14 protein-coding genes and 1 pseudogene are annotated in these 13,638 nt (G+C 52.0%); 7 read left to right on the top strand and 8 right to left on the bottom strand.

All coding sequences use genetic code 11. From position 1 onward, the window contains the following. The 5 genes from kefF to ACJHW7_RS07020 all read left to right on the top strand — a co-directional run bounded on the left by kefF (nucleotide 1) and on the right by ACJHW7_RS07020 (nucleotide 3,693). Nucleotides 1–531: a glutathione-regulated potassium-efflux system oxidoreductase KefF gene (kefF, locus tag ACJHW7_RS07040; protein ID WP_000600718.1), complete on the top strand. Its 531-nt coding sequence runs from the start codon at nucleotides 1–3 to the stop codon at nucleotides 529–531. Next, nucleotides 524–2,386 (top strand): glutathione-regulated potassium-efflux system protein KefC, encoded by a 1,863-nt coding sequence (kefC, locus tag ACJHW7_RS07035; protein ID WP_040234481.1) that lies wholly within the window; start codon nucleotides 524–526, stop codon nucleotides 2,384–2,386. The genes kefF and kefC overlap by 8 nt, the downstream gene beginning before the upstream one ends. A 191-nt stretch (nucleotides 2,387–2,577) precedes the next feature. Beyond that, nucleotides 2,578–3,057, top strand: coding sequence for a type 3 dihydrofolate reductase (gene folA, locus ACJHW7_RS07030; protein WP_072847813.1), 480 nt, complete (start codon nucleotides 2,578–2,580; stop codon nucleotides 3,055–3,057). An 85-nt stretch (nucleotides 3,058–3,142) separates the two neighbouring features. Beyond that, a complete protein-coding gene (locus tag ACJHW7_RS07025) occupies nucleotides 3,143–3,376 on the top strand; it encodes a type II toxin-antitoxin system CcdA family antitoxin (RefSeq protein WP_000125565.1) in 234 nt (77 codons plus the stop codon). A 2-nt stretch (nucleotides 3,377–3,378) separates the two neighbouring features. Continuing rightward, the gene (locus ACJHW7_RS07020) at nucleotides 3,379–3,693 is read left to right on the top strand and encodes a CcdB family protein (protein ID WP_001160975.1); all 315 of its coding nucleotides are present in this window, start codon (nucleotides 3,379–3,381) and stop codon (nucleotides 3,691–3,693) included. Here ACJHW7_RS07020 and apaH read toward each other — a convergent pair. Genes apaH through lptD form a run of 6 tightly spaced genes read right to left on the bottom strand, consistent with a single transcriptional unit; the run spans nucleotide 3,690 to nucleotide 10,440 of the window. Next, complete coding sequence (gene apaH, locus ACJHW7_RS07015; RefSeq protein WP_021556397.1) at nucleotides 3,690–4,538, bottom strand: bis(5'-nucleosyl)-tetraphosphatase (symmetrical) ApaH; 849 nt, start codon at nucleotides 4,536–4,538, stop codon at nucleotides 3,690–3,692. The two genes, ACJHW7_RS07020 and apaH, sit on opposite strands and share 4 nt — an antisense overlap. Before the next feature lie 6 nt (nucleotides 4,539–4,544). Beyond that, nucleotides 4,545–4,922: a Co2+/Mg2+ efflux protein ApaG gene (gene apaG, locus ACJHW7_RS07010; RefSeq protein WP_000610901.1), complete on the bottom strand. Its 378-nt coding sequence runs from the start codon at nucleotides 4,920–4,922 to the stop codon at nucleotides 4,545–4,547. 2 nt (nucleotides 4,923–4,924) lie between these two features. Continuing rightward, nucleotides 4,925–5,746 carry a 16S rRNA (adenine(1518)-N(6)/adenine(1519)-N(6))-dimethyltransferase RsmA gene (gene rsmA, locus ACJHW7_RS07005; protein ID WP_001065381.1) on the bottom strand — a complete coding sequence of 274 codons (822 nt, stop codon included), beginning with the start codon at nucleotides 5,744–5,746 and terminating at the stop codon, nucleotides 4,925–4,927. Further along, a complete protein-coding gene (gene pdxA / locus ACJHW7_RS07000; protein WP_021556398.1) occupies nucleotides 5,743–6,732 on the bottom strand; it encodes a 4-hydroxythreonine-4-phosphate dehydrogenase PdxA in 990 nt (329 codons plus the stop codon). Before pdxA ends, rsmA begins: the two co-directional genes overlap by 4 nt. Then, entirely contained in the window at nucleotides 6,732–8,018 is a 1,287-nt protein-coding gene (surA, locus tag ACJHW7_RS06995) for a peptidylprolyl isomerase SurA (RefSeq protein WP_000800457.1), read from the bottom strand. The genes pdxA and surA overlap by 1 nt, the downstream gene beginning before the upstream one ends. A 52-nt stretch (nucleotides 8,019–8,070) precedes the next feature. Continuing rightward, a complete protein-coding gene (gene lptD, locus ACJHW7_RS06990) occupies nucleotides 8,071–10,440 on the bottom strand; it encodes an LPS assembly protein LptD (protein ID WP_021556399.1) in 2,370 nt (789 codons plus the stop codon). A 254-nt stretch (nucleotides 10,441–10,694) separates the two neighbouring features. On the opposite strand from lptD, the gene djlA reads away from it, so the two are divergent. Then, nucleotides 10,695–11,510 (top strand): co-chaperone DjlA, encoded by an 816-nt coding sequence (djlA, locus tag ACJHW7_RS06985; protein WP_001200573.1) that lies wholly within the window; start codon nucleotides 10,695–10,697, stop codon nucleotides 11,508–11,510. A gap of 294 nt (nucleotides 11,511–11,804) precedes the next feature. Beyond that, complete coding sequence (gene espY1 / locus ACJHW7_RS06980; RefSeq protein ID WP_021556400.1) at nucleotides 11,805–12,557, top strand: T3SS effector EspY1; 753 nt, start codon at nucleotides 11,805–11,807, stop codon at nucleotides 12,555–12,557. A 26-nt stretch (nucleotides 12,558–12,583) separates the two neighbouring features. Here espY1 and ACJHW7_RS06975 read toward each other — a convergent pair. Together ACJHW7_RS06975 and rluA are read right to left on the bottom strand one after the other, a co-directional pair. Continuing rightward, nucleotides 12,584–12,762, bottom strand: a pseudogene (locus tag ACJHW7_RS06975) (transposase DNA-binding-containing protein); the annotation flags it as partial. 212 nt (nucleotides 12,763–12,974) lie between these two features. Further along, the gene (rluA, locus tag ACJHW7_RS06970; protein ID WP_000525176.1) at nucleotides 12,975–13,634 is read right to left on the bottom strand and encodes a bifunctional tRNA pseudouridine(32) synthase/23S rRNA pseudouridine(746) synthase RluA; all 660 of its coding nucleotides are present in this window, start codon (nucleotides 13,632–13,634) and stop codon (nucleotides 12,975–12,977) included. Nucleotides 13,635–13,638: the final 4 nt, after the last annotated feature.

Here is a 13,638-nt window from a genome sequence, read left to right as displayed (position 1 = left end):
ATGATCCTCATCATTTATGCGCATCCGTATCCGCATCATTCCCATGCGAATAAACGGATGCTTGAACAGGCAAGGACGCTGGATGGCGTCGAAATTCGCTCTCTTTATCAACTCTATCCTGACTTCAATATCGATATTGCCGCCGAGCAGGAGGCGCTGTCTCGCGCCGATCTGATCGTCTGGCAGCACCCGATGCAGTGGTACAGCATTCCTCCGCTCCTTAAACTTTGGATCGATAAAGTCTTCTCGCACGGCTGGGCTTACGGTCACGGCGGCACGGCGCTGCATGGCAAACATTTGCTGTGGGCGGTGACGACCGGCGGCGGGGAAAGCCATTTTGAAATTGGTGCGCATCCGGGCTTTGATGTGCTGTCGCAGCCGCTACAGGCGACGGCAATCTACTGCGGGCTGAACTGGCTGCCACCGTTTGCCATGCACTGCACCTTTATTTGTGACGACGAAACCCTCGAAGGGCAGGCGCGTCACTATAAGCAACGTCTGCTGGAATGGCAGGAGGCCCATCATGGATAGTCATACGCTGGTTCAGGCGCTGATCTACCTCGGATCGGCGGCGCTGATTGTACCCATTGCGGTACGTCTTGGTCTGGGATCGGTACTTGGCTACCTGATCGCCGGCTGCATTATTGGCCCGTGGGGGCTGCGACTGGTGACCGATGCCGAATCTATTCTGCACTTTGCCGAGATTGGGGTGGTGCTGATGCTGTTTATTATCGGCCTCGAACTCGATCCACAAAGGCTGTGGAAGCTGCGTGCGGCAGTGTTCGGCGGTGGCGCATTGCAGATGGTGATTTGCGGCGGCCTGCTGGGGCTGTTCTGCATGTTACTTGGGCTGCGCTGGCAGGTCGCGGAATTGATCGGCATGACGCTGGCGCTCTCCTCTACGGCGATTGCCATGCAGGCGATGAATGAACGCAATCTGATGGTGACGCAAATGGGTCGCAGCGCCTTTGCGGTGCTGCTGTTCCAGGATATCGCGGCGATCCCGTTGGTGGCGATGATTCCGCTACTGGCGGCGAGCAGTGCCTCGACGACGATGGGCGCATTTGCTCTCTCGGCGTTAAAAGTGGCGGGTGCGCTGGTACTGGTGGTATTGCTGGGGCGCTATGTCACGCGTCCGGCGCTGCGTTTTGTTGCCCGCTCTGGCTTGCGGGAAGTGTTTAGTGCCGTGGCTTTATTCCTCGTGTTTGGCTTTGGTTTGCTGCTGGAAGAGGTCGGCTTGTCGATGGCGATGGGCGCATTTCTGGCGGGCGTACTGCTGGCAAGCTCGGAATACCGTCATGCGCTGGAAAGCGATATCGAGCCATTTAAAGGTTTGCTGTTGGGGCTGTTTTTCATCGGTGTTGGCATGTCGATAGACTTTGGCACGCTGATTGAAAACCCTTTGCGCATTGTCATTTTGCTGCTCGGTTTCCTCATCATCAAAATCGCCATGCTGTGGCTGATTGCCCGACCGTTGCAGGTGCCAAATAAACAGCGTCGCTGGTTTGCGGTGTTGTTAGGGCAGGGCAGTGAGTTTGCCTTTGTGGTATTTGGCGCGGCGCAGATGGCGAATGTGCTGGAGCCGGAGTGGGCGAAATCGCTGACCCTGGCGGTGGCGCTGTCGATGGCAGCAACGCCGATTCTGCTGGTGATCCTCAATCGCCTTGAGCAATCTTCTACTGAGGAAGCGCGTGAAGCCGATGAGATCGACGAAGAACAGCCGCGGGTAATCATTGCCGGATTCGGTCGTTTTGGACAGATTACCGGACGTTTACTGCTCTCCAGCGGGGTGAAAATGGTGGTGCTCGATCACGATCCGGACCATATCGAAACGCTGCGTAAATTTGGTATGAAAGTGTTTTACGGCGATGCCACGCGGATGGATTTACTGGAATCTGCCGGAGCGGCGAAAGCGGAAGTGCTGATTAATGCTATTGACGATCCGCAAACCAACCTGCAACTGACGGAGATGGTGAAAGAACATTTCCCGCATTTGCAGATTATTGCCCGCGCCCGCGATGTCGACCACTACATTCGTTTGCGTCAGGCAGGCGTTGAAAAGCCGGAGCGTGAAACCTTCGAAGGTGCGCTGAAAATCGGGCGTCTGGCGCTGGAAAGTTTAGGTCTGGGGCCGTATGAAGCGCGAGAACGTGCCGATGTGTTCCGCCGCTTTAATATTCAGATGGTGGAAGAGATGGCAATGGTTGAGAATGACACCAAAGCCCGCGCGGCGGTCTATAAACGCACCAGCGCGATGTTAAGTGAGATCATCACCGAGGACCGCGAACATCTGTCATTAATTCAACGACATGGCTGGCAGGGAACAGAAGAAGGTAAACATACCGGCAACATGGCGGATGAACCGGAAACGAAACCCTCATCCTAATAAAGAGTGACGTAAATCACACTTTACAGCTAACTGTTTGTTTTTGTTTCATTGTAATGCGGCGAGTCCAGGGGGAGAGCGTGGACTCGCCAGCAGAATATAAAATTTTCCTCAACATCATCCTCGCACCAGTCGACGACGGTTTACGCTTTACGTATAGTGGCGACAATTTTTTTTATCGGGAAATCTCAATGATCAGTCTGATTGCGGCGTTAGCGGTAGATCGCGTTATCGGCATGGAAAACGCCATGCCGTGGAACCTGCCTGCCGATCTCGCCTGGTTTAAACGCAACACCTTAAATAAACCCGTGATTATGGGCCGCCATACCTGGGAATCCATCGGTCGTCCGCTGCCAGGACGCAAAAACATTATCCTCAGCAGTCAACCGGGTACGGACGATCGCGTAACGTGGGGGAAGTCGGTGGATGAAGCCATCGCGGCGTGTGGTGACGTACCAGAAATCATGGTGATTGGCGGCGGTCGCGTTTATGAGCAGTTCCTGGCAAAAGCGCAAAAACTGTATCTGACGCATATCGACGCAGAAGTGGAAGGCGACACCCATTTCCCGGATTACGAGCCGGATGACTGGGAATCGGTATTCAGCGAATTCCACGACGCTGATGCGCAGAACTCTCATAGTTATTGCTTTGAGATTCTGGAGCGGCGGTAATTTTGTATATTAGAATTCCGGCATCACTGATACGTGCAGATATCCGTGTATACTAGACGTATAAATTGTACAGGAGCACGATATCATGACTGCAAAACGTACCACACAAAGTGTGACCGTCACCGTCGACCGTGAGTTAGTCAATCGCGCTCGTGATGCAGGCTTAAATATGAGCGCCACCCTTACGGTTGCGCTCAATGCTGAACTTAAAAAACATGCAGCAACACGTTGGCGTGAAGAGAACGCAGAAGCTATCGCTGCGTTAAATCAATTGGCTGATGAAACCGGATGTTTCTCTGATGAGTACCGGCGCTTCTAGCGATGCAATTTACGGTATACCGCAGTCGCAGCAGGAACGCCGCGTTTCCCTTTGTTATCGATGTTACCAGCGACATTATTGGTGTGATTAATCGCCGTATTGTTATTCCATTAACACCTATTGAACGATTTAGCCGTATTCGCCCACCAGAACGGCTTAACCCAATCCTTTTACTGGTAGACGGCAAAGAATATGTGCTCATGACGCATGAGACTGCAACTGTTCCAGTTAACGCGCTGGGAACGAAATTTTGCGATGCCAGCGCGCACCGAACGTTGATTAAAGGAGCATTAGATTTTATGCTCGACGGGATTTAAGACGCGACCGCCTCTCCCTCACCCATATCTTTATGCCGGTTCGACGGCTGGACAAAATAGTGTTTATCTTCCCAGCGCAGGCAGGTTAATGTACCACCCCAGCAGCAGCCAGTATCCAGCGCGTAAATACCTTCCGGCGTACCTTTGCCTTCCAGCGATGCCCAGTGACCAAAGGCGATGCTGTATTCTTCAGCGACAGGTCCAGGAATCGCAAACCACGGTTTCAGTGGGGCAGGGGCCTCTTCCGGCGATTCTTTGCTGTACATATCCAGTTGACCGTTCGGGAAGCAAAAACGCATACGGGTAAAGGCGTTGGTGATAAAACGCAATCTTCCCAGCCCCCGCAATTCCGGTGACCAGTTATTTGGCATATCGCCGTACATAGCGTCGAGAAAGAAGGGATAGGAGTCACTCGACAGCACCGCTTCTACATCGCGCGCGCACTCTTTGGCGGTCTGCAGATCCCACTGCGGCGTGATCCCTGCGTGGGCCATCACCAGCTTTTTCTCTTCGTCGATTTGCAGCAGAGGCTGGCGACGCAGCCAGTTAAGCAGCTCGTCGGCATCCGGCGCTTCCAGCAGCGGTGTCAGGCGATCTTTCGGTTTATTGCGGCTGATCCCGGCAAATACCGCCAGCAGATGCAGATCGTGATTGCCCAGCACCAGACGTACGCTGTCGCCTAAGGATTTCACATAGCGCAAAACATCCAGCGAACCCGGGCCGCGCGCGACCAGATCGCCCGTCAGCCAGAGGGTATCTTTCCCAGGGGTAAATTCTACTTTATGCAGCAATGCGATCAGTTCATCGTAACAACCATGAACGTCGCCAATAAGGTATGTCGCCATATTCTTTTAATGAATGAGTGTGGGAACGGCGAGTCGGAATACGGGAATGTCGATGCTGAAAGGGACGCCATTTTCATCGATCATTTCGTAGTGACCCTGCATGGTGCCCAGCGGGGTTTCAATGATTGCACCGCTGGTGTACTGGTACTCTTCGCCAGGCGCGATAAGTGGCTGGACGCCAACCACTCCTTCGCCCTGGACTTCGGTTTCACGGCCATTGCCATTGGTGATCAGCCAGTAACGCCCCAACAACTGCACTGGCGCTCGCCCCAGATTGCGTATGGTTACGGTATAAGCAAAAACGTAACGTTCATTATCAGGTGAAGATTGAGCCTCAATGTAGACGCTTTGAACCTGAATACACACTCGGGGCGAATTGATCATCGTTAACTCTCCTGCAAAGGCGCGTTCTCCGCCAGATAGTTCGCCATCTGGCAATATTGCGCGACAGAGATATTTTCCGCTCGCATCGCCGGGTCGATCCCCATTCCCGTTAACACCTCGACGCTAAACAGGTTGCCGAGGCTGTTACGAATGGTTTTACGACGCTGGTTAAAGGCTTCGGTGGTGATGCGGCTCAACACGCGAACATCTTTAACCGGGTGAGGCATCGTTGCATGAGGAACCAGGCGCACGACGGCGGAATCCACTTTGGGTGGTGGTGTAAAGGCTGACGGCGGTACTTCCAGCACTGGGATCACGTTGCAATAGTATTGCGCCATGACGCTTAATCGACCATACGCCTTGCTGTTCGGTCCTGCAACCAGACGATTCACCACCTCTTTTTGCAACATAAAGTGCATGTCGGCAATGGCATCAGTATAGCTAAACAGATGGAACATCAACGGCGTGGAGATGTTATAAGGCAGGTTGCCGAAAACACGCAGCGGCTGACCCATTTTCTCAGCCAGTTCGCCAAAGTTAAAGGTCATCGCATCCTGCTGATAAATCGTCAGTTTCGGGCCTAAGAATGGATGCGTTTGCAGACGTGCCGCAAGATCGCGGTCAAGTTCGATGACCGTCAGCTGGTCCAGACGTTCGCCGACCGGTTCGGTCAATGCCGCCAGACCGGGGCCGATTTCGACCATCGCCTGGCCCTTTTGCGGGTTAATGGCAGAAACAATACTGTCGATCACGAACTGATCGTTGAGAAAGTTTTGCCCGAAGCGTTTACGGGCTAAGTGGCCCTGGTGGACTCGATTATTCATTGGGTGTTAACAATCATTTTGATGGCGAGATTAAGCGCCGTAATAAAACTGCCGACATCGGCTTCGCCACGTCCCGCCAGTTCAAGCGCGGTGCCGTGGTCCACTGATGTGCGAATAAAGGGCAGGCCCAGCGTAATGTTCACACCGCGCCCGAAGCCCTGGTATTTTAGCACGGGAAGACCCTGATCGTGGTACATCGCCAGCACGGCGTCGGCGTTATCGAGATATTTCGGCTGAAACAGGGTATCGGCAGGCAGCGGCCCGTTAAGTTTCATCCCCTGCGCCCGCAACTCGTCGAGCACCGGAATAATGGTGTCTATCTCTTCCGTGCCCATATGACCGCCTTCGCCCGCGTGCGGATTAAGGCCGCAGACCAGAATGCGCGGTTCGGCAATACCAAATTTGGTCCGCAAATCGTGATGCAAAATAGCAATCACTTCGTGCAAAAGCGCAGGGGTGATAGCATCTGCGATATCGCGCAGCGGTAAATGCGTCGTTGCCAGCGCCACGCGAAGTTCTTCGGTCGCCAGCATCATCACCACCTTTTTCGCCCGCGAACGCTCTTCGAAAAACTCGGTATGACCGGTAAACGGAATGCCTGCGTCGTTAATGACGCCTTTATGCACGGGGCCTGTGATCAGCGCAGCAAATTCATCGTTCAGACAGCCATCACACGCTCGCGCCAGCGTTTCCACCACATAATGCCCATTTTCAACCGCTAACTGCCCCGCAGTGACAGATTCACGTAGCGCGACAGGAAGTAGCGTTAATGTGCCCGCAGTTTGCGGTTGTGCAGGGGAGTTGGGGGAATAAGGTCGGAGGGTGAGCGGCAAACCGAGCATCGCTGCCCGGTCGGTAAGGAGAGTTGCATCGGCACAAACAACCAGTTCGACCGACCACTCACGCTGTGCAAGCTGGACAACTAAGTCCGGGCCAATCCCGGCGGGCTCGCCGGGAGTGATCACAACACGTTGGGTTTTAACCATTAGTTGCTCAGGATTTTAACGTAGGCGCTGGCACGTTGTTCCTGCATCCAGCTTGCTGCTTCTTCCGAGAACTTACGGTTCATCAGCATGCGGTATGCACGATCTTTCTGCGCAGCGTCGGTTTTATCGACATTACGGGTATCCAGCAGTTCGATTAAATGCCAGCCGAATGAAGAGTGAACCGGTGCACTCATTTGACCTTTGTTCAGGCGGGTCAGGGCGTCACGGAAGGCTGGATCGAAAATATCTGGTGTAGCCCAGCCGAGATCGCCGCCCTGGTTAGCAGAGCCTGGATCCTGCGAGAACTCTTTCGCTGCGGCAGCAAAAGTCGTTTTACCACTCTTGATATCAGCAGCAATCTGTTCCAGTTTCACGCGGGCCTGTTCGTCAGTCATGATCGGCGACGGTTTCAGCAGAATATGGCGAGCATGAACTTCGGTCACCGAGATATTTTTGCTTTCGCCGCGCAGGTCGTTAACTTTCAGAATATGGAAGCCAACGCCGGAACGAATCGGACCAACAATGTCGCCTTTCTTCGCGGTGCTTAATGCCTGGGCGAAGATCCCGGGCAACTCCTGAATACGGCCCCAGCCCATCTGGCCGCCGTTCAGCGCCTGCTGGTCGGCAGAATGAGCAATCGCCAGCTTACCGAAATCAGCGCCGTTACGCGCCTGATCGACAATGGCGCGTGCCTGGCTTTCCGCTTCGTTCACCTGATCAGAGGTCGGGTTTTCCGGCAGCGGGATCAGGATGTGGCTTAGGTTCAGCTCAGTGCTGGCGTCGTTTTGGTTACCCACCTGCTGCGCCAGGGATTCGACTTCCTGCGGCAGGATGGTGATGCGACGACGCACCTCGTTGTTACGCACTTCAGAGATAATCATCTCTTTGCGGATCTGGTTACGATAGGTGTTGTAGTTCAGACCATCGTAGGCCAGACGGCTGCGCATCTGATCCAGCGTCATGTTGTTCTGTTTCGCGATGTTAGCAATCGCCTGATCCAGCTGCTCATCGGAGATTTTCACTCCCATTTTCTGCCCCATCTGCAGGATAATTTGATCCATGATCAAACGTTCCATGATTTGGTGGCGCAGCGTCGCGTCATCAGGAAGTTGCTGCCTTGCCTGAGCAGCGTTCAGTTTTACCGACTGCATTAATCCATCAACGTCGCTTTCCAGCACGACGCCGTTATTGACGACGGCTGCGACTTTATCGACTACCTGGGGGGCAGCGAAACTGGTATTCGCGATCATGGCGATACCGAGAAGCAGCGTTTTCCAGTTCTTCATACTTTTTCCATTTCAATTAACCGCACTGCGGATTACGTGGTAAATCAACAAATCACAAAGTGTTTTGATACGGCAGAATGTTCGAACGCAGCATCTCTTGCGTACCCAGACCGTAATTGGAGCTCAGGCCGCGAAGTTCGATGTTAAAGCCGATTGCGTTGTCATATACCGCATGTTGTTTATCGTTATCCCAACCGTTCAGCTTCCGCTCGTAACCGACGCGAATTGCATAGCAGCAGGAGCTGTATTGCACACCTAACATAGAGTCGGCTTGCTTGTTCGCATTGGTGTCGTAGTAGTAGGCCCCAACAATGGACCAACGATCGGCAATTGGCCAGCTGGCGACAGCACCTACCTGCGAAATACCATCTTTGTACTGAGGGGCATTCCAACGTTTATCTCTACTGTCTCTTGGCAGTGTAGCCTGAATATATTCCGGGCTGGCGTAACGGTAGTTCAGCTGCACCAGACGGTCTTCATCTCGGCGATACTCAATACTAGAACTACTGGTCGCCACATTATCCAGGCGAGTGTCGTACTGAATCCCGCCACGCAATCCCCAACGCTCGGAGATACGCCAGTAGGTGTCGCCTGCCCACACCAGTGAGCCCGTTTTGTCGTCATTCTCCCATGTTATGTTGTCATCGCCAGTGCGAGACTCCGTGAAATAGTAGATTTGACCAACAGAAATATTAAAACGTTCAACGGCAGCATCATCATATATGCGAGATGTGACACCGGTCGTCACCTGGTTAGCGGAGGCAATACGGTCAAGACCGCCGTAAGTCCGGTCCCGGAACAGGCCCGAATAATCGGATTGCAATAAGGCAGAGTCGTAGTTGTAGATATCGCTTTGATCGCGATACGGCACGTACAAATACTGCACGCGCGGTTCCAGCGTTTGGGTAAAGCCCGGTGCCAGCAGATTCATATCACGTTCGAAGACCATTTTACCGTCAACTTTAAATTGCGGCATTACACGGTTAACAGAATCTGCCAACTTATTGTTTTGTGGATTGCTGTTATACCAGTCAAGATTGGTTTGCTGATAATGGGTTGCCAGCAACTTCGCTTCGGTATTGATGCTGCCCCAGTTATTAGAGAGCGGCAAATTGATGGTCGGTTCCAGGTGAACACGAGTTGCTTCAGGCATGTCGTCTCTGGTGTTAACAAAGTGCACTGCCTGGCCGTAAATACGCGTATCAAACGGACCAACATCATTCTGGTAGTAGTTAACGTCTAACTGCGGCTCTGCCGAGTAGCTACTGGTGTTCTGTTCGCTGAAGACCTGGAACTGCTTGGTTGAAACGGTGGCATTGAAGTTTTGCACCGCATAGCCAACGCTGAATTTTTGCGTTGCGTAGCCGTCAGTACTGGAACCGTACTTGTTATCGAAATCATTGAAGTAGCTAGGATCGCTGACCTTGGTGTAGTCGACGTTGAAACGCCACACCTGATCCATGACCCCGGAGTGGTTCCAGTAGAACAACCAACGACGTGAACTGTCATCGTTCGGGTGTTCATCTTCATAGACTTTATCTGAAGGCAGATAGTCCAGTTCCATCAAGCCAGCGCCCGCCTGGGAGAGGTAGCGGAATTCGTTCTCCCACATGATGTTGCCACGACGATGCATATAATGCGGCGTGATGGTGGCATCCATATTTGGCGCGATGTTCCAGTAATATGGCAGGTAGAACTCAAAGTAGTTGGTGGTGGTGTACTTGGCGTTCGGGATCAAGAAACCAGAGCGACGTTTGTCACCCACCGGCAACTGCAAATAGGGGCTATAAAAGATCGGTACCGGACCCACCTTAAAGCGGGCGTTCCAGATCTCCGCAACTTGTTCTTCGCGGTCATGAATAATTTCGCTACCTACCACACTCCAGGTGTCAGAACCCGGCAGACAGGAGGTAAAGCTACCGTTATCCAGAATGGTATAGCGGTTTTCGCCACGTTGTTTCATCAGGTCCGCTTTACCGCGGCCCTGGCGACCCACCATCTGGTAATCACCCTCCCAGACGTTGGTATCTTTGGTGTTCAGATTCGCCCAGCCTTTCGGCCCTTTGAGGATCACCTGGTTATCGTCGTAATGGACATTACCGAGCGCATCAACGGTACGTACCGGCTCCGGTTGTCCTGGTGCCTCTTTTTGATGGAGCTGCACTTCGTCGGCCTGCAGACGGCTGTTACCCTGCATGATATCCACGCTGCCAGTAAACACGGCGTCATCCGGGTAGTCCCCTTTCGCGTGGTCAGCATTGATAGTCACGGGTAAGTCATTGGTATCGCCCTGTACCAGAGGACGGTCATAGCTTGGCACGCCCAACATGCACTGTGAGGCGAGGTCGGCTGCCAGTCCCTGTTGACTATAAAGGGCGGTGGCAATCATGGTGGCCAGGAGAGTGGGGATACGTTTTTTCATACGTTGATTTTATTGTTCCATCATCGGTAACGTTGCGCGTGACAAACGGTCAGAGACTAACGTACTCGTCATCTCTACGCTAGTGTTAATCCTGTCCGAATAGCGTCAGTGGTGTTAGGCACGGCATTGAATGACAGGTATGATAATGCAAATTATAGGCGATGTCCCACAATTGACCGCAGCCGGAAAACGGTAAAAGCACCTTTATATTGTGGGAGATAGCCCTGATATCCGTGTGTCGATTTGGGGAATATATGCAGTATTGGGGAAAAATCATTGGCGTGGCCGTGGCCTTACTGATGGGCGGCGGCTTTTGGGGCGTAGTGTTAGGCCTGTTAATTGGTCATATGTTTGATAAAGCCCGTAGCCGTAAAATGGCGTGGTTCGCCAACCAGCGTGAGCGTCAGGCGCTGTTTTTTGCCACCACTTTTGAAGTGATGGGGCATTTAACCAAATCCAAAGGTCGCGTCACGGAGGCTGATATTCATATCGCCAGCCAGTTGATGGACCGAATGAACCTTCATGGCGCTTCCCGTACTGCGGCGCAAAACGCGTTCCGGGTGGGAAAATCAGACAATTACCCGCTGCGCGAAAAGATGCGCCAGTTTCGCAGTGTCTGCTTTGGTCGTTTTGACTTAATTCGTATGTTTCTGGAGATCCAGATTCAGGCGGCGTTTGCTGATGGTTCACTGCACCCGAATGAACGGGCGGTGCTGTATGTCATTGCTGAAGAATTAGGGATCTCCCGCGCCCAGTTTGACCAGTTTTTGCGCATGATGCAGGGCGGTGCACAGTTTGGCGGCGGTTATCAGCAGCAATCTGGCGGTGGTAACTGGCAGCAAGCGCAGCGTGGCCCGACGCTGGAAGATGCCTGTAATGTTTTGGGCGTGAAGCCGACGGATGATGCGACCACCATCAAACGTGCCTACCGTAAGCTGATGAGTGAACACCATCCCGATAAGTTGGTGGCGAAAGGTTTGCCGCCTGAGATGATGGAGATGGCGAAGCAAAAAGCGCAGGAAATTCAGCAGGCCTATGAATTGATTAAGCAGCAGAAAGGGTTTAAGTGACCCTGTAAATGATGCTGAGTAACTGCCCACGATTAAAGGTGGCCGCCCTGGCGGTCACTTCTTTGAGAAAAGGCGTTTACTCAGAGTGGTGGACAGGCTCAATACACGGTTTACGGGAGGGTTTCTGTTGGTTTTATCGCGTTGACCCTGCTTAAGGTTGAGAGCTTTACGACGAGCGGAATTATATTTTTACGTCTTAAAAATAAAAAACACATATCTGAATGAGCGATTTTTGAAAGTATATTTATTCAGAGCGCGCATCATGAGTTTTTAACTCAATGCGAGGCTATTACCATGAAAGTATCAGTTCCAGGCATGCCGGCTACGCTTTTAAATATGAGCAATAACGATATTTATAAGATGGTGAGCGGGGACAAGATTGACGTGAAGATGAATATCTTTCAACGCTTGTGGGAGACGTTACGTCATCTGTTCTGGTCAGATAAACAGACTGAGGCTTATAAACTTCTGTTCAATTTCGTGAATAAAAAGGCTGGCAATATCAACGCCTCAAAATACTTTACTGGGGCTGTCAACGAGAATGAGAAAGAAAAGTTTATCAATAGCCTGGAATTATTCAATGAACTCAAAACATGCGCAAAAAATCCGGATGAGATGGTCGCAAAGGGCAGTATGAGCTGGGTCGCCCAGACCTTCGGTGATATCGAGTTAAGTGTCACTTTTTTTATTGAAAATAAGGAGATATGTACTCAGACGTTGCAGCTGCATAAAGGCCCAGGTAACTTGGGCGTTGATCTTAGAGAGGCTTACCTTCCCGGCGTTGACATGAGGGATTGTTACTTTGGTCTCAAAACAATGAAAGGTCACAATAAAGTCCTTTACTTGGAACCTGGGTGGAATGCTAACCTGGACGGTGCTACCCTGGACGGTGCTATCCTGGACGGTGCTACCGTGGACGGTGCTACCCACCTATATGATGAGGTAATTATTATTAATAAAATCACCCCCAAAAAAATTGATACTGAAGAAGTTGCTACTAAACAAAGTACTGCTGAAGAAATTATTGCCAACGCAATTATTGAATGATCCAGAATAAGCTAAGGTTGAAGGGGCTGGAACGCCCCTTCAACCTTAGCAGTAGCGTGGGATGATTTCACAATTAGAAAGACCTGCATGATGAGCGAGAGAAGAGGCTCGTGACGCAAGGCGTCGTGCACGACCCGGATCACCGAGATGGGCATCGCCAACCAGACTGCTAATTAGCCCATGAATAACAATCAGAAAGGACCATAACAGACCCGATAAAATGAAATAGTAGAGACGATCAACGGGTGAAGAAAAAGTTCAAAAAATCGCTGTGGAGCAGAAAGGGAATTACCGAATGGAAAGCGTAGCCACACGCAACAACTGAAAGCAGTTTGGCAGAAACAAAAAATCCCCGGACTCGGGGATTTATGTACAAGAGGCAGCCCTTAGGATGAGGGTATAAACGTACAGGAAAGGTTAAAAATCCGCTGGCGCTTTAAACGTCATACTATTGCCATACGCCGGATGGGTAATCGTCAACATCTCTGCATGTAGCAACAAACGCGGTGCCATCGCTCTCGCTTCCGGTGATGCATAAAAACGATCGCCGAGAATCGGATGACCCAGCGCCAGCATATGCACACGCAATTGATGCGAACGCCCGGTAATCGGTTTTAACACCACTCTTGCCGTGTTATCCGCCGCATACTCCACCACTTCATATTCCGTCTGCGCAGGTTTACCTGTTTCGTAACAGACTTTCTGTTTCGGGCGGTTTGGCCAGTCGCAAATCAGCGGCAGATCTACCAGACCTTCCGCAGGGGATGGATGCCCCCAGACGCGGGCCACATACTGCTTTTTCGGCTCGCGCTCGCGGAACTGGCGTTTTAACTCCCGCTCCGCGGCTTTGGTCAGCGCCACTACAATCACGCCGCTGGTAGCCATATCCAGACGATGCACCGATTCTGCCTGCGGATAATCACGCTGAATGCGCGTCATCACGCTGTCTTTGTGCTCTTCCAGACGACCCGGCACAGACAACAAACCGCTCGGCTTGTTGACCACCATAATGTGGTCATCCTGATACAGGATAACCAACCAGGGTTCCTGCGGTGGATTGTAGTTTTCCATCCCCATTTTC

Source organism: Escherichia sp. WS1152, assembly GCF_046487665.1.
GTDB classification, from domain to species: Bacteria; Pseudomonadota; Gammaproteobacteria; order Enterobacterales; family Enterobacteriaceae; genus Escherichia; species Escherichia coli.
The sequence above is the reverse complement of the archived record's forward strand: the minus strand, read 5'-3'. Positions and strand labels throughout refer to the sequence as shown.